Below are 19,570 nucleotides of genomic sequence, written 5' to 3'. Positions count from 1 at the left end.
GAGATTAGAATCTCACCGTGCAGAATGATATTTTAGCAGTTCTGCGCGCAAAAAGCAAGCCCTTTTCCAAAAAAACCTTAATTTTTTGCATAGTGTGTCCACTTCCGGAAAACCTACAAAAAAGACACTACATTTAGTGGAAGGCGGCATGCAATCAATGTATACAAAACGGACGGACCTGGCGCTGGAGGCCCAAGAACTGTGGCAGGAGGGCGCGGAAAAAACCGCAAAGCTCTCGGGAGTCAAGGCGGGCAAGTCCCGCCGGGAGGGTTATCCCGTGACGCGTGTGGAAATTTTGGACGCAGGCGGCGCAAAAACTCTTGGAAAACCAGTGGGGACCTATCTCACGCTGGACTTCACCGCCTATTGGCAAAGAAGGGAAGACTATTTTCAGCGGGCGGTCCGAGCGCTGGGTGCGGAGCTGAAGGCCATGCTCCCCGGAGATGGAGCGGCGCTGGTTATCGGCCTTGGTAACCGTGCCATGACGCCGGACGCGGTGGGTCCGCTGACCTTGGAAAGCGTGCTCATCACCCGGCATCTGCGGGCGGCCATGCCCAAGCAGTTCGGGGGCTTTCGGCCCGTGTCCGCGTTTTCCGTGGGCGTGCTGGGTACTACCGGCGTGGAGTCTGCTGAGGCGGTGCGGGGCCTTGTGAAGGAAGTGGAACCGGATTTTGTCATCGCCATTGATGCGCTGGCTTCCCGCCGGACGGGGCGGGTCTGCGCCGCTGTCCAGCTCAGCGACAGCGGCATCATTCCCGGCTCCGGCGTAGGGAATCACCGCGCCGCGCTGAACAAGGACTCTCTGGGCGTGCCGGTGTTCGCCGTGGGCGTTCCCACAGTGGTGGACGCGGCCACGTTGGCGGCGGACCTTTTGGAGGAGTCCGGCATAACGGAGTTTGACGAAAAGCGCTTGCGCAGCCGTAAGCAGCCTATGACCGTCACCCCCCGGGACATCGACGCGCAGGTGCGGGAGCTGGCTCGAGTGATGGGCTACGGCGTGAACTGGGCGCTTCAGGAGTTGGAAATTGAGGACATGGCTGCCCTTTTGGGATAGAAACGGGAAAAGGCAAAAAGCTGTAAAAAGAGATACCCAAAAGCGCAATGAGAGAAAACCAAGAGACCTGGGTTAAACCGTCAGGTTCAGCCCCACGGGGCAATGGTCGCTGCCGAAGACCTGATCGTAAATCACTGCGTCCTCCACGCTTCCCTGAAGCCGCTGAGAAACAATAAAATAGTCAATGCGCCAGCCTGCGTTTTTCTCCCGGGCGTGGAAGCGATAGCTCCACCAGGAGTAGGCGATTCGCTCGGGATAAAGGGTCCGGAAGGTGTCGGAAAAGCCGGATTCCAGAAGCGCGGTCATCTTTTCCCGCTCCTGATCAGAAAAGCCGGGGTTGTTCCGGTTGGACTTGGGATTTTTCAAATCCATCTCCTGGTGGGCCACGTTCAGATCGCCGCACAGGACCACCGGCTTCACCCGATCCAGTTTCAGAAGATATGCCCGGAAGTCGTCCTCCCACTGCATCCGGTAGTCAATGCGCTTCAACCCGTCCTGCGCGTTGGGCGTATAGCAGCACACCAGATAGAACTGCTCAAATTCGGCGGTGATGACCCGGCCCTCGTGGCGGTGCTCGTCGCCGCCGAAGCCATAGGTCACGCTCACGGGCGGAATACGGGTAAACACCGCCGTGCCGGAATAGCCGGGCTTGTCCGCGCTGTTCCAGAATTTTTCATATCCGGGCAGGTCAAAATCCGCCTGTTCCGGCTTCATTTTTGTCTCCTGCAAGCATATGACGTCCGGGTCCGCCGAAGCGCAAAAATCAAGAAAGCCCTTTCCAAGGCACGCCCGCAGACCGTTGACATTCCACGAGATCAGCTTCATAAAGAACTCCTCCTTCTGTTTCGTTTTCCACAGTTTATCCGCTCTCGTGGAAAAACACAAGGTTTTTTGCATCAGGCCGTTGCCGGAAGTGGAAAAAAGGAGTAGAGTAGAACCAGTGCAACAATTTGATACGACTGAAATAAAACAAGGACGGGAGCTTTTATGGACAGAGAGGACCGGGGCCTGAGGGACATGACCTCCGGCAGCCCCGCAGGACATATTTTTCTGTTTGCCCTCCCCCTGCTGCTGGGAAGCTTTTTGCAGCAGCTTTACAACATGGTGGACTCCTGGGTGGTGGGCAATTACGTGGGCGACGCGGCGCTGGCCGCCGTGGGCGTGGGCTTTCCCGTGATGTTTATGTTTATCTCCCTGTTTATGGGCATTTCCAATGGCGGAACGGTGGTCATCGCCCAGTATCACGGGGCGGGCAGGCCCGACCGGGTGCGAGACGCGGTGGACACCATTTACACGACCTTCATCGTCTCCGTGGTTCCGGTGACGGTGCTGGCTTTGTTTGCGGTGAAGCCATTGCTCTTTTTGCTGCGGGTGGACGACGCGGTTTATCACGGTGCGTGGATTTACATGATGATTGTGTGCGCGGGACTGGTGGGCACCATCGGCTATAACACCAACGCGGGCATTTTAAACGGCATCGGCAACAGCCGGGCAACGCTGCTGTTTTTGTCCGTGGCTGCGGTTTTGAACATTATTCTGGATTTTGTTCTGGTGCTGAACGCCGGGATGGGCGTTGCGGGCGTGGCTTTGGGGACGGTCGTCTCCCAGCTTGTTTCGTGGCTGCTGGGCATTTTTTATATCAACCGGCACTATCCGGAGATTGCCGTCCACCCCTTTTGCTTCCGCTTTGACAAGACCCTGTTCCGTCAGGTGATGGCGCTGGGCATTCCCACGGGGCTTCAGATGTCTCTGGTGTCCCTTGGCATCATGGCCGTGATGAGCAAGGTCAACACGTTTGGCACGGCGTATACCGCCGCCTATAACGTGGGCAACAAGCTGGACGGCGTGGCCTTTCTTCCCGTGCAGGCGCTGACCAACTCCATCACGGCTTTTGTGGGCCAGAATACCGGGGCTAAGAAGCCGGAGCGGGTCCGCACGGGGGTGCGTATCGCGGTGATCTATACGGTGCTCTGGTGTCTTGTGATGACGGCGGCGCTTTTGCCCGCGTCCGACGCGCTGTTTCGCCTGTTCTCTCCCGAGGCGGAGGTGGCGGAGGCAGGAAGACACTACATGTTTGCCATCATGCCCCCTTACGTGACCTTTGGCGTGATGTATATTCTCAACGGAGCCATGCGGGGCGCGGGAGACAGCGTGGTCCCCATGCTGGCAACCATCCTCTCTATGATTGTGCTGCGGGTTCCGGCGGTCTATTATCTGGCAAACCACTTCGGGCCGGAGCGGATGTTTCAGGGCTTCGGCATCGGCTGGGTGGGGGGCTTTATTTTCTGTGTGCTTTATTATTTATCAGGCAGATGGAAGCGCAGAGGAAGCCTTGCGGAGGAAAATCCCTGAACGGGTTGTTATTTTTCGTAATTTGGAATATACTGTACATTTACAGAGTTCAATGCCCGCCCCCTTTCATTCGGGGGACGGAAAAGGAGGAGAAATCCCATGGAAAAAGAGAAATTTTATATTACAACGCCGATCTACTACCCCTCGGACAAGCTGCACATCGGGCACACCTACTGCACCGTCGCAACCGACGCCATCGCCCGCTATAAGCGGCTTCACGGCTTCGACGTGATGTTCCTTACCGGCACGGACGAGCACGGCCAGAAAATCGAGACGAAGGCCAAGGAGACCGGCGTTTCCCCCAAGGAATTTGTGGACCGCATCGTGGAGGGTCCCCGGGGCGTGAAGGATTTGTGGAAGCTGATGAACATTTCCAACGACCGCTTCATCCGCACCACGGACGACTACCATGTGAAGTCCACCCAGTATATTTTCCGCAAGATGTACGAAAACGGGGATATTTACAAGGGGGCCTATAAGGGAAAATACTGCACCCCCTGCGAGTCCTTCTGGACGGAGAGCCAGCTTAAGGACGGCTGCTGTCCCGACTGCGGCCGCCCCGTGACGGACGCGGAGGAGGAGGCCTATTTCTTCCGCCTGAGCAAGTATGCAGACCGCATCCGCACCCTGCTGGAGGACACCGACTTCCTTCAGCCCCGCTCCCGGGTGAATGAGATGGTGAAAAACTTCATTGAGCCGGGTCTTGAAGATTTGTGCGTCTCCCGCACGTCCTTCACTTGGGGAATTCCCGTGGACTTTGACCCGGGACATGTGGTGTATGTCTGGGTGGACGCGCTGAGCAACTATATCACCGCTTTGGGCTATGGCAACGACCGGTATGACGACTATGAAAAGTGGTGGCCCGGCGTGAACATCGTGGGCAAGGAAATTGTCCGGTTCCACTCCATCATCTGGCCTGCCATGCTGATGAGCCTTGGCGAGCCCCTGCCCAAGCAGGTTTACGGCCACGGCTGGCTGCTGCTGGACGGCGGAAAAATGAGCAAGTCCAAGGGCAACGTGGTGGACCCCTATCTGCTGGCCGAGCGGTACGGAACAGACGCGTTGCGCTTTTTCCTGCTGCGCTCCTTCCCCTTCGGGCAGGACGGCAACTTCTCCAACGAGCTGTTGATTCAGTGCATCAACACCGACCTTGCCAACGACCTGGGTAACCTCCTCTCCCGTACCACCGCCATGGTGGAAAAGTATTTCGGCGGACAGCTCCCTGCGGAGCAGGAAGCCGACGGACTGGATGAGGAGCTGATCGCGCTAGCCACCGCTCTGCGCGACCGGTACGAAGTCCAGATGGAGAAATTCCAGATGCAAAACGGTCTGGAGGAGATTTTCAAGGTTGTCTCCCGGGCCAATAAGTATATCGACGAGACGGCCCCATGGATTCTGGCGAAGGACGAGGCGAAAAAGCCCCGCCTTGCCCGGGTGATGTATAACCTGCTGGAGACGCTGCGCGTCTGCGCCGTGCTGCTTTTGCCCTTCACCCCCGATAGCTGCACCGAAATTTTCAGCCAGATCGGCGCCTCCGGCGAGGAGACGAACTGGGACAGCGCCGGGAAATGGGGTGTGCTTCCCGCAGATACGCGGGTTCACAAGGGAGAGAACATCTTCCCCCGCATTGATGTGGAAAAAGAGCTTCAGGAGCTGGACGCGGTGCAGGAAGCCGCCCGCAAGGCATCCCAGCCTGCGCTGGAGCTGGAACCCCAGCTTACGGAAAAGGTGGACTTTGACACCTTCTGCAAGTCCGATTTTCGGGTGGTGAAGGTGAAATCCTGCGAGGCTGTGAAAAAGTCCGACAAGCTGCTGAAATTTATTCTGGATGACGGCACCGGCACGGACCGGCAGATTCTCTCCGGTATCCATAAGTTTTATGAGCCGGAGGCTCTGGTGGGCAAGACGCTGGTGGCCATTGTAAACCTGCCGCCCCGGAAGATGATGGGTCAGGAGTCCAACGGAATGCTGATTTCCGCCGTCCACACGGAAAAGGGCGAGGAAAAGCTGAACCTTTTGATGGTGGACGACGCGATTCCCGCCGGAGCAAAGCTCTGCTAAACGACACCGAAGAGGGCGGGGCGGAAAACCGCCCCGCCCTATTTTAAAGCCATCCGAAAAGAGGACTGCCCATGTATTTTGACACTCATGCCCATTATGACGACGCGGCCTTTGACGAGGACCGGGACGCGCTGCTCTCCTCTTTGCCGGAAGCCGGGATAGAGCTGGTGGTGGACCCCGGCTGCGATGTTGCTTCCTCCCGCCGCGCCGTGGCGCTGGCGGAAAAATTCCCTCATGTATACGCCGCCGTGGGTATTCATCCAGGAGACTGCGCGGGCTGCGGCGAGAGCGAGCTTGCTGCCATCCGGGCGCTGGCGGCCTGCCCCAAGGCCGTTGCTATCGGGGAAATCGGACTGGATTACCATTGGGAGGATAATCCCCCAAGGGAATTTCAGAAGGAGATTTTCCGCGCCCAGCTTGCCATGGCGGTGGAGCTTCATTTGCCGGTGATTGTCCACGACCGGGAGGCCCACGGAGACTGTCTTGTCGTTGTGTCAGAATTTCCCACTGTCCGGGGGGTGTTTCACTGCTATTCGGGCAGCGCGGAGCTGGCGGAGGTGCTTTTGAAGCAGGGCTGGTATCTGGGCTTTGACGGGCCGGTCACTTATAAAAATAACCGCCGGGGGCGTGAAGTGGCGGAGATCACTCCGCCGGAGCGAATGCTGCTGGAGACAGATTCACCTTATCTCACCCCGGTTCCCAACCGGGGAAAGCGGAACGACAGCCGAAATCTCCGCTACATCGCGGAGACGCTGGCGTTGTGGAAGAATATGGACCCGGATGCGCTTGTGCGCATCGCCGCGGAAAATGGGAAACGACTGTTTGGAATCGAGGTTTAAGCGCCATGGAAGAAAAGAAAGGCTTTACCATTACCTATGAATACGGCGGGAACCTATATGTAAATACGACCAACCGCTGTAATTTCAACTGCGAATTCTGCCTGCGCCACAACGGCAGCGGCGGCAGCATCTATACCCACAACCTGTGGCTTACGCGAGAGCCTACCCGGGAAGAAATTCTGGCGGACATTGAGAAGTGGGATTTGAGCAAATACGGCCAGTTGGTGTTCTGCGGGTTTGGTGAGCCCAGCTACCGCATTGAGGACATCTGCTGGGTCATCGACCGGATGAAGGAGCACGGAACGAACATCTTCACCCGGATGGATACCAACGGCACCGGCAGCCTGATTCATGGCCGGGACATCGCCCCGGACTTTGCCGGGCGGTTTGACATGGTGTCCGTCTCGTTGAACACCGACACGGCGGAAAAGTACGACGCACTATGCCACCCCCAGCAGAAAGGGGCCTATCAGGCCATGAAGGACTTTGCCAAGGAGCTGTGCAAGTACGTGCCGAAGGTGATGATGACCGTGGTGGACACCATTCCCAAGGAGGAAATCGAAAACTGCCGCCGCATCTGTGAGGACGAGGTAGGAGCCACCTACCGGGTGCGGGAGTATATCGAGGACTGAGCGGGACATTTCGCGCCGTTTCCCGCGGGAATGGCGAAAAGTTTCTGCCACAGCGGAAGCCCGGAGAATACCTCCGGGCTTCTTTTTTGATATCTTCGCGGATAAAATTGTCTAGGTTTTTCGCTCGACCTTGCTTTCCGGTCATAGTCTTTTTTGATGTCCTCGTGCATAAGGTTGTCCCATGAGGTGATGCAAATGAAAGCGGCCGTAAAAAAGCGAACCGTCCCCCGGCGGCTGGGAGCGATGGTTTTGGCGGGGTGTACGCTGTGGGGTGTGGCGGTCACCGCCGGGAGCGAAACCGTCATGTCGGCGGTAACCGCCCTGCGGCAGGGGGCCTCTGCCCCGCTGTCGGCCCTGCAATGGGAGTTGGGGGACTTTGGGCCGGAGGACGGACTGTCCGCCGCCGCTGTGTTGACGTTGTCGGAGTCTCCCTTGCTGCTCTCCGCAAGGCAGAGCGTTGCAAAGCTTTTGTCTACAGAAACGCCGGAGAAGCCGCAAGATCCGGTGGAGCAAATCCCTGTGGAGGAGACGCCCGTGGATACCGCTCCCCTTCCCACGGAGGAAATTCCGGAAAACGGAATCACTGCCAAAACGCTGGTGCCTACCACGCCGGAGGGCTATACTGTCAGCGGCAAGGTTTATATCTCAAACAGCACCGACCACAAGCTGTCCATTCAGGACCTGACAGCTTCCTTTGACGCGGGACTTACCGACGAGGAGCCTCAGATTTTGATTATTCACACCCACGGCAGCGAGGCATATACGCCCGCCCCCGGCGAGAACGTGGACTATTGCGGGAATCGCCGGTGTCTTGAAACCCGGTACAATGTGGTGGGAGTGGGAGACGTGATGGCCCAGACCTTTGGTGAGCTTGGCATCTCCGTGCTTCACGACCGGACGCTATATGATTACCCCTCCTACTCCGGCTCTTACGACCGTTCGCTGAAGGCCATCGAGAGCTACCTTGCGCAGTACCCGTCCATTCACTTCATTCTGGACATTCACCGGGACGCCATCGAGGACACGGAGGGCAACGAATACAAGGTAATTTCCCCCGTGGAGGGAGTGGGAAACATCGCGCAGATCAGTATGGTGGTGGGCAGCGACGGCAGCGGTCTGGTCCACCCCAAGTGGATGGAAAATCTGAAGCTGGCCACGGCCTTGCAGCAAAACATCTCCCAGCGCTATCCCACGCTGATGCGCCCCATTCTTCTGCGAAACTCCCGCTACAATCAGCACGCCACCACCGGCTCTCTTTTGCTGGAAATGGGGGCGGCCGGAAACTCTCCCGAGGAAGCCGCTCTGGCGGGAGAACTGTTTGCCCGGGAAATGGGGGAGTATTTGCTGGCAAGAAGCAAGTAATCAAGACCAAAAACAGGATAGAACAGCCGGCCCCGGTCAAACTAACCGGGGTCGGCTGTAACATGTTTGCAGAAGTTTTCCACTTCGGGGGAAAGAAAGGGCAACCGCATTGTGGAGCGGCTCCGTGGGACACCCGAAAGCCTTATCCCAAATCCACCCGGAAGTCTCCCCTCGCCCGGGCGTCCTCCCGGCGTTTTTTGTCCGCGCCCAGCGCGTCCAGCATTCCGCCGATGATTTGGTTGGAAACGAGAAAGCCCTCTGGTGTCAGGCGCCACCGCCCGTCCTCCTCCAACGCATAGCCCGCCTTGCGGCACTCCTCCAAAAAGGGAAGGAAGCAGTCAAACCGGCGGCGAAAGAGGTTTTCAAACACCTTGGGGTCTAACCCCCGGACAGTGCGCAGACCCATCATCACCCATTCTGTGTCTCGGTCCAGCGGAGGAATGCGTTCGTTTTCCGAAAGCAAAGGCCCGCCGGTTTTCATCCCGGAAATATACCCCTCCAAATCCCGCTCATAGGCATACCGCACGCTGCCAAAGTCCGAGTGGGCGCCGGGGCCAAAGCCCGCATACTCCCCCAAGGTCCAATATTTCAGGTTGTGCCGGGATTCAAAGCCTGTCCGCGCAAAGTTGGAAATTTCGTACTGAAAAAACCCGTGCCGCCGGAGATAGTCCACCGTCCAGAGGTACATCTCCGCCTGGGTCTCGTCGCCGGGAAGGCCCGCGGTTTCCCGCCGGGTAAAAAGCGGCGTTCCCTCTTCTACTTTCAGCCCGTAGCAAGACAGGTGCTGGGGCGCCAAATCCACGGCGGCGGTCAGGTTTTTCTTCCATACGTCCATGCTTTGCCCCGGCAGCCCGTAAATCAAATCCAGAGAGAGGTTTGAAAACTTGGCTTTGCGGGCGGCCTCCACCGCCGTTTTTACCTGACCGGCGGTGTGGATGCGTCCGATGGCGCGCAGCTCTTCATCGTCCGCGGACTGCATCCCAAGGCTCAGCCGGTTGAAGCCCGCGCTGCGCAGAGCCTTCAGCTCCCGAAAATCCCCGGCGGACTCGGGATTGGCCTCCAGCGTGATCTCCGCGTCCTTTGCCACGTAATATTTTTTCTGAATGTCCTTCAAAAGACGGACAAGCCGCTTCGTGCCAAGAAGGGTGGGTGTGCCGCCCCCAAAATACACACTGTCCACCGTGTGAAGACCGGCTCGAGGAGCCAGCTCCAAAAGCTGTGCCTCCAGTGCCTGCGTGTATGCATCCATGCGGCCCTCTTCGCCGGGAAGAGAGTAAAAATCACAGTAATCGCATTTTTTGGCGCAAAAAGGGATATGGACATACAGCCCCAGACTTTTTCGTTCCTCTTTCAAGGCGGCCTCCTTTGGCGGCGCACGGTGCCCGCCGGCAGTGATGATGTGATATAAAAGTTCCGACGAAGAAAGCGCCGGAAAACGTGCCCGCAGGCCCCTTGCCCGCGGGCACTGTGTTTATTTTCCCGATTAGTCCTTGGCAGTGCAGAAAAAGGTAAAGGAACCGGTAGCCAAAAGCTTGCCGGTGGCCTCGCTGGTAATATTCACATTGACAAGGCAGGTTTTTCTTCCCCGGTGAACCACGCTGGCCGAAGCCACCGCCGTTCCCTCCTTGATGTTTGCAAGAAAGTTCATGGAGCTGTTCTGGGTGACGTAGGTCCGTCCGTCGGAATGGGCGGCGGAGCCGGTGGCACAGTCCGCCATCGTGTACAGCGCGCCGCCGTGCAGCATCCCGTAGGGATTGGTGCTTTCCTCGCGCAGGGTCAGGCGACACTCCGCCCGGTCCTGCTCCAGCATACTCAGCTCAATAAAGTTATAGGTCATAAAATGGTTCTGCATAATGCGGTTGTTTTTAATCTCTTCCAGTGTGGACATGGATGTTCTCCTCGTCTTTTTCTAAAATAATAGGACTAGTCTACCACAGTTAAAGGAAATTTTCCACACTTTCGTAAAAGTGGTTGACAAACCGCAAAACCTGCATATAATGAACATATGAACAATCGTTCAATTGTTCAAACGAAAGGAGAGCACGCCATGGAAGACCGCTATAACGTCGACGCCTGCGACCTGCTCTGCGTTCACGAGGACGTGGTGAAGAAGGTTCGCAGCGAAATGCCCGACGAGGACGCGCTTTACGATTTGACGGAGCTGTTCCGTATTTTCGGGGATTCTACCCGCATCCGCATTCTGTATGTGCTCAGCGCGTCGGAGATGTGTGTGTGCGACATTGCGGCGCTGCTGGGAATGACCCAGTCCGCCATCTCTCACCAGCTTCGGGCACTGAAGAACACGCGGCTGATCAAGTCCCGCCGGGAGGGAAAAACGGTGTTTTACGCGCTGGCAGATAGCCATGTGCGCACCATCATCGATCAGGGCATGGAGCACGTTTCTGAATAAACTCGTATTCCGCGCCGCCCGAGGGGACGACGAACAAATAAATAATCTTCAGGAGGATGTTTGTATGAAAAAGCGTTTTGAATTGACCGATCTGGACTGCGCCGCCTGCGCCGCAAAAATGGAGGACGCCATTAAAAAGATTGACGGCGTAAACGGCGCCACCGTCAGCTTTATGGCTCAAAAGCTCACTCTGGACGCGGAGGATGCGCGGTTTGACGCAATTCTGGATGAAGTGGTCCGCATCTGCCATAAGGTGGAGCCGGACTGCGTGATTAACCGCTGAGTCCGGGAAAGCGGCGGACGCGCTTAGGGGCCGCACGCCGCGAAACAAATTCCGCCGCCACAAAATACGGCGGGCCGGAGGAGAGGATATTTGTATGAGTAAAAAACAGAAAAAAATGCTGTTTCGCATTCTGACTGCGGCGGTGCTGCTGATCGCGGTTCATTTTTTGCCCTTGACGGGGCTGGCGCTGGCGCTATGCTATCTGGTGCCCTATGGCATCATCGGGTGGGACGTTTTGTGGCGTGCCGTGCGCAACATTGCAAACGGGCAGGTGTTTGACGAAAATTTCCTGATGTCTGTTGCCACCGTGGGCGCGTTTGGCACCGGGGAGTATGCCGAAGCGGTGTTTGTCATGCTGTTTTATCAGGTGGGTGAGCTGTTTCAGGACTATGCGGTGGGCAAGTCCCGAAAATCCATCGCCTCTCTTATGGACATCCGGCCCGACACCGCCAACGTGGAGCGGGAGGGCGTGATTACCGAAGAAGACCCACAGGACGTTGCCGTGGGCGAAACCGTGGTCATTAAGCCCGGCGAGCGGGTGCCGCTGGACGGCGTGGTGACGGAGGGAAACTCCGTTTTGGATACCGCCGCCCTCACCGGTGAGGCGGTCCCCCGGGACGTGGGGCCGGGAGACGCCATTCTCAGCGGCTGTGTAAACCTGCGGGGTGTGCTCCGGGTAAAGGTGACAAAGCTGTCGGAGGAATCCACCGTCTCGAAGATTCTTGAAATGGTGGAAAATGCCGGGGAGCGGAAGTCCCGCAGCGAAAGTTTTATCACCCGCTTTGCCCGGTATTATACTCCGGGTGTGGTGCTTGCGGCGGCGCTGCTGTTTCTGCTGCCCACGCTGGCGCTGGCGGTGCTGCCCGCGCCCCCCGCATTTCTGGTGGGAACAGTATGGAACGACTGGCTCAATCGGGCGCTGGTGTTTCTGGTCATCTCCTGCCCCTGCGCACTGGTGATTTCCGTTCCGCTGAGCTTTTTCGGCGGAATCGGCGGCGCGTCCCGCAGCGGCATTCTGGTGAAGGGCGGAAACTATCTGGAGGCTCTGGCAGAGACAAAAACCGTGGTGTTCGATAAGACGGGCACACTGACAAAGGGCGTGTTTTCCGTTTCCGCTGTCCATCCCGAAGAGGGGTATACAAAAGAGCAGATCTTGGAGTGGGCCGCGTTGGCGGAGCAGTTCTCCGACCACCCCATTGCCGGTTCCCTGCGGGCGGCCTGTGCCGCACAGATGGACCCCTCCCGTGCGAAGGACGTGGAGGAAATTTCCGGACACGGGGTCTGCGCCAGCATTGACGGACACAGAATCTGCGTAGGAAACGCCCGGATGATGGAGCGGGAAAGCGCAAGCTGGCTCCCCTGCGAGCTGCCCGGGACCATCGTTCATGTGACTGCCGACGGGTTTTACGCGGGACATATCGTGATTTCCGATCAGGTGAAGCCCGACGCGAAGGCAGCAATTGCCGACCTGAAGGCTAGCGGCGTTGAAAAGACCGTGATGCTCACAGGAGACGCGCAGGCTGTGGCGGCTGCGGTGGCGGCGGAGCTGGGAGTGGACGAATTCCACGCGGAGCTGCTGCCTGCCGACAAGGTGGAGCTGACGGAACGGCTGCTTGCAGCCGGAAACGGGAAGCTGGCGTTTGTGGGAGACGGCATCAACGACGCGCCGGTTCTCACCCGGGCGGATATCGGCGTGGCTATGGGGGCCATGGGGTCTGACGCGGCCATTGAGGCGGCGGATATCGTTCTGATGGACGACCGCCCCGGAAAGCTGGCCACAGCCATGCGCATTTCCCGCAAAACTTTGCGGATTGTTCGCCAGAACATTGCGTTTGCGCTGGGCGTAAAGGCGCTGGTGCTGGTGCTGGGCGCTTTGGGTATGGCTGGTATGTGGGCGGCGGTGTTTGCCGACGTGGGCGTTTCCGTTCTTGCGGTTCTCAACGCCATGCGGGCCATGCGGGTGGAGCCTTCCCCCGACACGACGGCATAAGCCTGTGGCCGTGCCCTTAAAAGTAACAAGGCAAGACTTCCAGTTTTCTAAGACGTAAAACGCCGGTCCCGGATAATTCGGGACCGGCGCTTTTTTAAAAGTTGAATCCGGGAAGGATTCGCTTAGGGCGTACCCGCGCCGTTTTCGTCGGAGTTTCCCTCGGAGGAAGGCGCGGGCGGGGCCTGTTTGGCAGGGGCAGGACTGCCGCGCCGAAGCTTGTCGTGTATTTTCAGCATGGTCTCGGCGGCCTGATCAAATTGGCGGACCTCCTGAAAATTCTCCACCAGATCACTGTGTACCAGATCGCTGTAATCCGTTTTCGCATTCTTGGGATACACGGCCCGGAGCATAATGGGAGTCACGATAGTGGAAACCACCACCATCAGCACCATAGGGGCCAGAAATACGTCGGGCATAATGCCGCTGGCAATTCCCTTATTTGCCACAATCAGCGCCACCTCGCCACGGGAAATCATACCCACGCCGATGCGAAGACTCTCCGCGTTGGTATAGTGGAACATTTTTGCACCCAGACCGCAGCCCACCACCTTGGTAACAATGGCGATCAGAATGGCGATCACCGACAGCAGAACCACATTTGCGTCCATGGTGGAGAGCACCACCTTCAGTCCCACGCTTGCGAAGAAAATGGGAGAGAGGAACATATAGGACAGCGTTTCGCACTGGGACTGCACATAGATGGCCCGAACGGTTTTGGCGATAATCAGTCCCGCGCAGAACGCGCCGATGATGTCCGCTACGCCGAAAACTTCTTCGGCGACATAGGCGTACAGAAAGCAGAAGGCCACGGAAATCACGGCAAACCGCTTGCGATTCCAGCGGGCGGAGGCCATCCACTTTTGAATGGCCTTGTGCAGGAAGAAGCCCAAAACCAGCGACACCGCGAAAAACGCCGCAATTTTAATCAGCACGATCCACAGGCTCACGCTGCCGGTGGAGGCGCCGGTAATCAGCGTCAGCAGAATCAGGCCCAAAATGTCGTCAATCAGCGCCGCGCCTAAAATCGCGTTGCCGGAGCGGGTGGAAAGCTTGCCCATTTCCTTCAGTGTCTCCACGGTGATGGACACAGAGGTGGCGGTGAACACGGTGCCTACAAACATATGCTCCAGCGGGGCACCCGTGGGATTAAAAGCCGCCGCCAGCGCATAGCCGCCGCCAAGCGGCACCAGCACGCCGATCAGGGCAATAAAAAAAGCCGCTTTTCCGGATTTTTTCAGCTCGTCAATGTCCGTTTGCAGTCCTGCGCTAAACATTAGAAGGATGACGCCCAGCTCCGAAAGCATGGAAAGAAAGTCGCTGGGCCGCACTAAATTCAAAAGACTGGGTCCCAAAAGCAAGCCCGCGATTAAAGAACCCACCACCTCGGGCATATCCACCCGCTTGGACAGCATGCCGAAAAGCTTTGTCACCAAAATAATCAGCGCTACGTCCAGCACATACCGATAAGATTCCATCGTATTACAATCCCTCTCCCCAAGAATTCTAAATGAAAGCCGTTTTCGGCGGTTCGCACACATGAGAAAGGCGGCATCGACCGGTCTTTGTCATGTTATCTAAAAAAGGGCCGTGTCATCGAGACTAACACAAACCGGTAAAAAAGTCCAGAGGATGGAAACGTCAAAAGGCACAATTATTGCATAAAAATGAAAGAAAAATTGGATATATTTTACATATTCGTTGAAATGTTTAGCGTTTTATCATTTTCTTAACAGTTGTTTTGCAGGAAATGTTTCAAAATTGACGCGGCAAAGCTGCCGCGGACGGTAAAACGGGGAAGCTTGATCTCCTTTTGCCGTCCCAATAAAGTCTCTCCGAATTTTTTCTGAAAATACAGAAGCACTCCCCACCCGATTGGGCGGAGAGTGCTTTTGCTGGAGCGGGCAACGAGGCTCGAACTCGCTACCTCCACCTTGGCAAGGTGGCGCTCTACCAGATGAGCTATGCCCGCGAAGCAAGAATTATTCTAGCAAAGAACACGCAGTCTGTCAACTCTTTTTTACGGAATTTGCGAAATTCCATCAGATTGCGCGGAGACATCCTCCGAAGCCAGATTAAATTCGATCATTTCCACGGGCCCCTCCACAGGGTAATAGGAAATGCCCCACTCGGGCGTTTGGGTCAGCTCCCGCTCCACGCGGAGCGTTTCCACAGTCTGATTGACCGCGTCGCGGTCTTCTGCCCGCCAATAGCCCACGCGGACCGTCAGCTCCGTTTTTTCATCGTCCAGGGCCGCCGCCAAAAGACTTTGCAGTGCGGCCGCGCTGGTGGCGTTGACGATGGAGGCAATCTGCTCCGCCGTGCGGCGGTAGCCAAGCTGAACGGACAGCTCGTAATACCCCCGCTGGGCGGTGGAGGAAGAAGTGATATACTCCAGCGCGTAGCTGCCAAGGGCCGTCTCCTGCTGTACCTCGGCGGCGGCCTTTTCCAGCGCGTCGGCAACGCTTACGCCATCGTCATAGCTGTAAAACCGGATGACAGCCTGATCCGTGTGCCTTCCGATGAGAAGCATCAGGTCGTTGACGATGTCCTGATAGTTTTCTGCCCGCAAGGTGCCGGTGGCCTCACTCTCCCAAAACTTGTTGGAATGGGGCTCCGCCGTGCTGTATTCACGATCCAGAAGAGAGGCGCAGCCGGTGAGCAAAAAGCACAGCGCCAGCAAAAAGCACAGCCTTTTTTTCATCCGTCCGCACCTCCCTTCCCGTTTGGTTTTATGCCGGATACCGGCATTTTTCGTAAGCTTGCAAAGGCGGTTTCCGGGCCGACTTAATAGCCCAGATCCTCGTCGATGAGAATGACTTCCGTTTCCATGCCGTTCATAGGCCGCCACAGCACCGCAAGGCCCCGGCAGATGCGCTCAGGGCTTTTGCAGTCGTAGCATTTGTCGCCCTTGACGGCGCAGGGGGTTTTCCGCTCCAGACGCTGGGCGTTTTTCGGCGCGGCGATATTCCGGGCCCGCCACAGGGCTTCGTCGTAAGTAGCCGCCAGCTTATTGCGGCCCGCCACCAGATAGAGCTTTTCGTGGCCGTAAAGCATGGAGGCCACCCGGTTTCCGTTGCCGTCGATGTTAATGAGGTTTCCGTCCTCGTCCAGACCGTTGACAGAGGAGAGGTATACCTGCGCCGTTGCCGCCTCCCCCGTGGAGACGGGGGTTTCCTTCCAGTGCCAGTGCACGCTGTTGTGAGACGCCAGCCGTTCGTACACGCCCATGTCCCGCAGGGTGATGGAGCCGCCAAAGCCCACCGTTTTCCCGTCGATGGCCCCGTCGAGATAGTCCGCCGCCTCGGCCCCCGTCTCAAACAGACGCACGGAAAAGCCCCGTTCCTCCAGATTTTTTGCCGCTTTCTTCAGATCCGCCATATTATAGATCCTCCTTCTTGTATTCCCCGAAACCCTCGCCCAGCACGTCGTAGGCGTTGCAGACAATCATAAATGCGCAGGGATCCGCCTCGTGGACAATGCGCTTCATCTCTACAATTTCCCGCTGCTTAAAGGCCACCAGCAAAACCTGCTTTTCATTTCCGGTAAAAGCGCCCGAAGCGGTGAGCAGCGTCACGCCCCGATCCCGCGCAAGAATGGCGTCGGCAGTTTTGCGCCAGCTATCAGAAATGATATAGGCCACCTTGGACTCGTCCAGACCGTAGAGAATCTTGTCGATGACCACGGTGGAGACGAACAGCGCCACCAGACCGTACAGCGCGGCGTTGATGCTGCCAAACACCGCTGCCACCAGCGCCAGCACCACGAAGTCGGGAATCAGCACCAGCCTGCCCATGGGGAGCCATGGGAACTTCAGTCCCAAAAGCCGGGCAATTACGTCTGTGCCGCCGGTGGTGGCGCCCTGGGTGAACACCATCCCCATCCCCACGCCCATCAGGGCCCCGCCCATAAGGCAGGCCAGCATGGTGTCCATGGGCTGGAATTTGTACAGCAAATTGATCCCGTCGATGGCAAGAGAGCTGACCACCATCGAAAACAGGGAGGAAACCAAAAGATGCCGCCCGATGAGCTTCCATCCAAGGAAAAACAGCGGAATATTCAGTATCGCCGTTACAATGCCCACAGAGGCCCATGGCAGCAGGACGTTGATGACCTGTGCAAGCCCCGTCAGGCCCCCCACGCCAATTTGATTGGGCACGAAAAACCAATCGAAGGACAGAGCAAAAATCACACAGCCCAGCGCCATAATCCCATAGCTTTTCAATGTTTTCTTGACAATATAAACCGTCTCCCCTCATCCGCGCCTTCTGCCGGGCCTTAAAGGCCCGGCGCATTGAGCATCAGTCCAGCAGTCCCAACTGCTTTTCCTCGCAGTCCTCCTCCCGAAGCAGCGATCCGGCGGCGGGCACCGCCCGCACGCGGTAGCGGCTGTGATTCACGACGGGACTCTCTTCCAGTAAAACGGCCCGATCCAAATGGTACTTGGACTTCATGGTCATCACCGCCACGCCCTGTGTGGAGCGGGTGGTTTTGGGAGAGAGCAGCGCGGTGTTGAAGATCAAAACCCGTGGTTCGCTGGAATAAACCGCCAGTTCCTCCTCCCGGTCCAGCCGCAGAATGGAGGACAGGGGCGACTTGTCGGAATAGGCTCCCGTCAGCTTTCGCCGGTTGGAGGTGGTCTGATACGCCGAAAGATTTACCCGTGCCGCCTTGCCGTTTTCAAAAAAGAACAGCAGTGCGCCCGCATAGTCTCCGGGCAGACAGGCAAAGACCGGGCTTTCCTCCCCGTCCATCCCAAGCTTCGAGGGAAGGTAATCCCCCAGAACGCTGGCCTTGGCGTCTTCAAAGTCGCAGATGCGGCACTTGTAGACTTGGCATTTGTCAGTGAAGAACATAATCTCCGATGCGTTGGAGGTTTCAAATGACTGGCGCAGTGCGTCCCCGTCCTTGAATTTCTGTTCGCTGTTCATACGCAAAGAGGCAGGGATGATCTTTTTAAAGTATCCCTCCCGGGAGAGGAACACGCTTACCGGGTAATCCTCCACCTGCTCCTCCTCGTGGAAGTCCTCCACCTCATGACCGTAAATAATCGCGGTGCGGCGGGGTTGGCCGTACTTCTTTGCCACATCCTCCAGCTCGTCGATAATTACTTTCTTGATGCGCCGGGGGCTTTCCAGCAGGTCCTCCAAGTCCGTAATTTCGTCCTGCAAGGCATCGGTTTCCTGCACCCGCTTTAGAATATACTCCTTGTTGATGTTCCGCAGACGAATTTCCGCCACATATTCCGCCTGAATCTGGTCAATGCCGAAGCCGATCATCAGGTTGGGGATAACCTCGGACTCTTCCGACGTCTCCCGGATGATTTTGATGGCCTTGTCAATGTCCAGCAGAATCCGGCGCAGGCCCTTGAGTAGGTGCAGCTTCTCCTTTTTCTTGCCCAGAACAAAGAACACTCTCCGGCGGACGGACTCCCGCCGCCAGGCGCACCACTCCTCCAGCAGCGCCCGCACGCCCAAAACCTTTGGCATCCCGGCGATCAGCACGTTGAAGTTGCAGCTGCATGTATCCTGCAAGGAGGTCATTTTAAAAAGCCGGGCCATCAGTCGGTCCGGGTCCGTGCCCCGCTTGAGGTCGATGGTAAGCTTCAGGCCGGTGCGGTCCGTCTCGTCCCGCATGTCGGCAATTTCCTTAATTTTTCCGGCCTTAATCAGCTCTGCCACCTTGTCGAGAATTGCCTCAATGCTGGTGGAGTATGGAATTTCGTAAATTTCAATCAGATTCTGGTCCTTGACATAGCGCCACTTGGCCCGGACCTTCACGCCGCCCCGTCCGGTGCGGTAAATTTCCTCCAACGTAGCCGGTTCGCAGATCAGCTCGCCGCCTGTGGGAAAATCCGGGGCCAGAAGGGTGTCCGTCAGGGTGCAGTCCGGATTTTTGAGATAGGCGGCGGTGGTGTCGCACACCTCTTTTAAATTGAATCCGCAGAACTGGGACGCCATGCCAACGGCAATGCCGCTGTTGGCGGAAACCAGAATGTTGGGAAAGTTGGTGGGCAGGAGCGCAGGTTCCTTCATCGTGTTGTCGTAGTTGTCGATAAAGTCCACTGCGTCGCTGTCAATGTCCCGGAAAATTTCAGAGCAGATGGCCGACAGCTTTGCTTCGGTGTATCGGCTGGCGGCATAGGCCATGTCCCGGGAATAGACCTTGCCGAAGTTGCCCTTGGAGTCCACAAAAGGGGTCAGCAGCGCACTGTAGCCCGCGCTGAGACGCACCATTGTCTCATAGATAGGCCCGTCCCCGTGGGGGTTGAGGCGCATGGTCTGGCCCACGATGTTGGCGGACTTGGTCCGCCCGCCGGTCAAAAGCCCCATTTTGTACATGGTGTATAGGAGCTTCCGGTGGGAGGGCTTGAACCCGTCAATCTCCGGGATGGCGCGGGAGACGATGACGCTCATAGCGTAGGGCATGTAATTGACTTCCAGCGTGTCCACGATGGGTTGGTCCTCCACCGCGGCATGCAGGCCAAGGACGTTGGGGTTTACTTCCCGGGAGATTTCATCTTCCGGTTTTTTCTTCTTTGGCATTCGTATCAATCCTCATTTGCGGCGGCCGCCGCCTGCTTTCTTGTG

General features: G+C 57.2%; 17 protein-coding genes and 1 tRNA gene. 9 read left to right on the top strand and 9 right to left on the bottom strand.

Annotated features, from left to right (window positions below):
* The first annotated feature begins 157 nt into the window (after positions 1–157).
* Positions 158–1,054: a GPR endopeptidase gene (gpr, locus tag RTU96_RS04525; RefSeq protein WP_312635197.1), complete on the top strand. Its 897-nt coding sequence runs from the start codon at positions 158–160 to the stop codon at positions 1,052–1,054.
* A 72-nt stretch (positions 1,055–1,126) separates the two neighbouring features.
* Here the strand turns inward: gpr and RTU96_RS04520 are convergent, their stop codons facing one another.
* Complete coding sequence (locus RTU96_RS04520) at positions 1,127–1,879, bottom strand: exodeoxyribonuclease III (RefSeq protein ID WP_312635195.1); 753 nt, start codon at positions 1,877–1,879, stop codon at positions 1,127–1,129.
* A gap of 162 nt (positions 1,880–2,041) precedes the next feature.
* Between RTU96_RS04520 and RTU96_RS04515 the strand changes: the two genes are divergently transcribed.
* The 5 genes from RTU96_RS04515 (at position 2,042) to spoIIP (ending at position 8,300) form a co-directional block, all read left to right on the top strand.
* Positions 2,042–3,406 (top strand): MATE family efflux transporter, encoded by a 1,365-nt coding sequence (locus tag RTU96_RS04515; protein ID WP_312635194.1) that lies wholly within the window; start codon positions 2,042–2,044, stop codon positions 3,404–3,406.
* Positions 3,407–3,505: 99 nt separating this feature from the next.
* Positions 3,506–5,467, top strand: a complete 1,962-nt coding sequence (metG, locus tag RTU96_RS04510; protein ID WP_312635193.1) for a methionine--tRNA ligase — start codon at positions 3,506–3,508, stop codon at positions 5,465–5,467.
* Positions 5,468–5,538: 71 nt separating this feature from the next.
* A complete protein-coding gene (locus RTU96_RS04505) occupies positions 5,539–6,306 on the top strand; it encodes a TatD family hydrolase (RefSeq protein WP_312635192.1) in 768 nt (255 codons plus the stop codon).
* A gap of 5 nt (positions 6,307–6,311) precedes the next feature.
* Positions 6,312–6,938, top strand: coding sequence for a TatD family nuclease-associated radical SAM protein (locus RTU96_RS04500; protein ID WP_294855358.1), 627 nt, complete (start codon positions 6,312–6,314; stop codon positions 6,936–6,938).
* A 195-nt stretch (positions 6,939–7,133) separates the two neighbouring features.
* The gene (gene spoIIP / locus RTU96_RS04495) at positions 7,134–8,300 is read left to right on the top strand and encodes a stage II sporulation protein P (protein WP_312635191.1); all 1,167 of its coding nucleotides are present in this window, start codon (positions 7,134–7,136) and stop codon (positions 8,298–8,300) included.
* A gap of 142 nt (positions 8,301–8,442) precedes the next feature.
* Here the strand turns inward: spoIIP and hemW are convergent, their stop codons facing one another.
* Entirely contained in the window at positions 8,443–9,654 is a 1,212-nt protein-coding gene (hemW, locus tag RTU96_RS04490) for a radical SAM family heme chaperone HemW (protein WP_312635190.1), read from the bottom strand.
* A 129-nt stretch (positions 9,655–9,783) separates the two neighbouring features.
* Positions 9,784–10,188 (bottom strand): PaaI family thioesterase, encoded by a 405-nt coding sequence (locus RTU96_RS04485; RefSeq protein ID WP_312635189.1) that lies wholly within the window; start codon positions 10,186–10,188, stop codon positions 9,784–9,786.
* Between the two features lie 159 nt (positions 10,189–10,347).
* Here RTU96_RS04485 and RTU96_RS04480 point away from each other — a divergent pair, with 159 nt between their 5' ends.
* The 3 genes from RTU96_RS04480 to RTU96_RS04470 all read left to right on the top strand — a co-directional run bounded on the left by RTU96_RS04480 (position 10,348) and on the right by RTU96_RS04470 (position 12,983).
* On the top strand, positions 10,348–10,710 hold the full coding sequence (locus RTU96_RS04480; protein WP_293008944.1) for a helix-turn-helix transcriptional regulator: 363 nt from the start codon (positions 10,348–10,350) through the stop codon (positions 10,708–10,710).
* Positions 10,711–10,774: 64 nt separating this feature from the next.
* Positions 10,775–10,993: a cation transporter gene (locus tag RTU96_RS04475; RefSeq protein WP_312635188.1), complete on the top strand. Its 219-nt coding sequence runs from the start codon at positions 10,775–10,777 to the stop codon at positions 10,991–10,993.
* 94 nt (positions 10,994–11,087) lie between these two features.
* Positions 11,088–12,983 (top strand): heavy metal translocating P-type ATPase, encoded by a 1,896-nt coding sequence (locus RTU96_RS04470; protein ID WP_312635187.1) that lies wholly within the window; start codon positions 11,088–11,090, stop codon positions 12,981–12,983.
* A 122-nt stretch (positions 12,984–13,105) separates the two neighbouring features.
* Here the strand turns inward: RTU96_RS04470 and RTU96_RS04465 are convergent, their stop codons facing one another.
* The 6 genes from RTU96_RS04465 to RTU96_RS04440 form a co-directional block, all read right to left on the bottom strand.
* Positions 13,106–14,458, bottom strand: a complete 1,353-nt coding sequence (locus RTU96_RS04465) for a cation:proton antiporter (RefSeq protein ID WP_312635185.1) — start codon at positions 14,456–14,458, stop codon at positions 13,106–13,108.
* Positions 14,459–14,876: 418 nt separating this feature from the next.
* Positions 14,877–14,952 (bottom strand) — tRNA-Gly (locus RTU96_RS04460).
* 48 nt (positions 14,953–15,000) lie between these two features.
* Positions 15,001–15,684: a hypothetical protein gene (locus tag RTU96_RS04455; protein WP_312635183.1), complete on the bottom strand. Its 684-nt coding sequence runs from the start codon at positions 15,682–15,684 to the stop codon at positions 15,001–15,003.
* Positions 15,685–15,767: 83 nt separating this feature from the next.
* Positions 15,768–16,361, bottom strand: a complete 594-nt coding sequence (locus tag RTU96_RS04450; RefSeq protein ID WP_312635182.1) for a lactate utilization protein — start codon at positions 16,359–16,361, stop codon at positions 15,768–15,770.
* A gap of 1 nt (position 16,362) precedes the next feature.
* The gene (locus tag RTU96_RS04445) at positions 16,363–17,205 is read right to left on the bottom strand and encodes a YitT family protein (protein ID WP_294855350.1); all 843 of its coding nucleotides are present in this window, start codon (positions 17,203–17,205) and stop codon (positions 16,363–16,365) included.
* 76 nt (positions 17,206–17,281) lie between these two features.
* Positions 17,282–19,525: a DNA gyrase subunit A gene (locus RTU96_RS04440; protein WP_312635180.1), complete on the bottom strand. Its 2,244-nt coding sequence runs from the start codon at positions 19,523–19,525 to the stop codon at positions 17,282–17,284.
* Positions 19,526–19,570: the final 45 nt, after the last annotated feature.

The sequence above is a fragment of the Oscillibacter sp. genome, from assembly GCF_032018205.1.
Taxonomy (GTDB): domain Bacteria; phylum Bacillota; class Clostridia; order Oscillospirales; family Oscillospiraceae; genus Oscillibacter.
The sequence above is the reverse complement of the archived record's forward strand: the minus strand, read 5'-3'. Positions and strand labels throughout refer to the sequence as shown.

Bases quoted from the DNA above. Each gene is read 5' to 3' on its own strand.
- RTU96_RS04465 (WP_312635185.1), bottom strand. From the start codon at position 14,458: ATGGAATCTTATCGGTATGTGCTGGACGTAGCGCTGATTATTTTGGTG.
- RTU96_RS04480 (WP_293008944.1), top strand. From the start codon at position 10,348: ATGGAAGACCGCTATAACGTCGACGCCTGCGACCTGCTCTGCGTTCAC.
- RTU96_RS04475 (WP_312635188.1), top strand. From the start codon at position 10,775: ATGAAAAAGCGTTTTGAATTGACCGATCTGGACTGCGCCGCCTGCGCC.
- RTU96_RS04455 (WP_312635183.1), bottom strand. From the start codon at position 15,684: ATGAAAAAAAGGCTGTGCTTTTTGCTGGCGCTGTGCTTTTTGCTCACC.
- RTU96_RS04520 (WP_312635195.1), bottom strand. From the start codon at position 1,879: ATGAAGCTGATCTCGTGGAATGTCAACGGTCTGCGGGCGTGCCTTGGA.
- RTU96_RS04485 (WP_312635189.1), bottom strand. From the start codon at position 10,188: ATGTCCACACTGGAAGAGATTAAAAACAACCGCATTATGCAGAACCAT.
- RTU96_RS04505 (WP_312635192.1), top strand. From the start codon at position 5,539: ATGTATTTTGACACTCATGCCCATTATGACGACGCGGCCTTTGACGAG.
- RTU96_RS04440 (WP_312635180.1), bottom strand. From the start codon at position 19,525: ATGCCAAAGAAGAAAAAACCGGAAGATGAAATCTCCCGGGAAGTAAAC.
- RTU96_RS04470 (WP_312635187.1), top strand. From the start codon at position 11,088: ATGAGTAAAAAACAGAAAAAAATGCTGTTTCGCATTCTGACTGCGGCG.
- RTU96_RS04500 (WP_294855358.1), top strand. From the start codon at position 6,312: ATGGAAGAAAAGAAAGGCTTTACCATTACCTATGAATACGGCGGGAAC.
- gpr (WP_312635197.1), top strand. From the start codon at position 158: ATGTATACAAAACGGACGGACCTGGCGCTGGAGGCCCAAGAACTGTGG.
- spoIIP (WP_312635191.1), top strand. From the start codon at position 7,134: ATGAAAGCGGCCGTAAAAAAGCGAACCGTCCCCCGGCGGCTGGGAGCG.
- RTU96_RS04515 (WP_312635194.1), top strand. From the start codon at position 2,042: ATGGACAGAGAGGACCGGGGCCTGAGGGACATGACCTCCGGCAGCCCC.
- metG (WP_312635193.1), top strand. From the start codon at position 3,506: ATGGAAAAAGAGAAATTTTATATTACAACGCCGATCTACTACCCCTCG.
- RTU96_RS04450 (WP_312635182.1), bottom strand. From the start codon at position 16,361: ATGGCGGATCTGAAGAAAGCGGCAAAAAATCTGGAGGAACGGGGCTTT.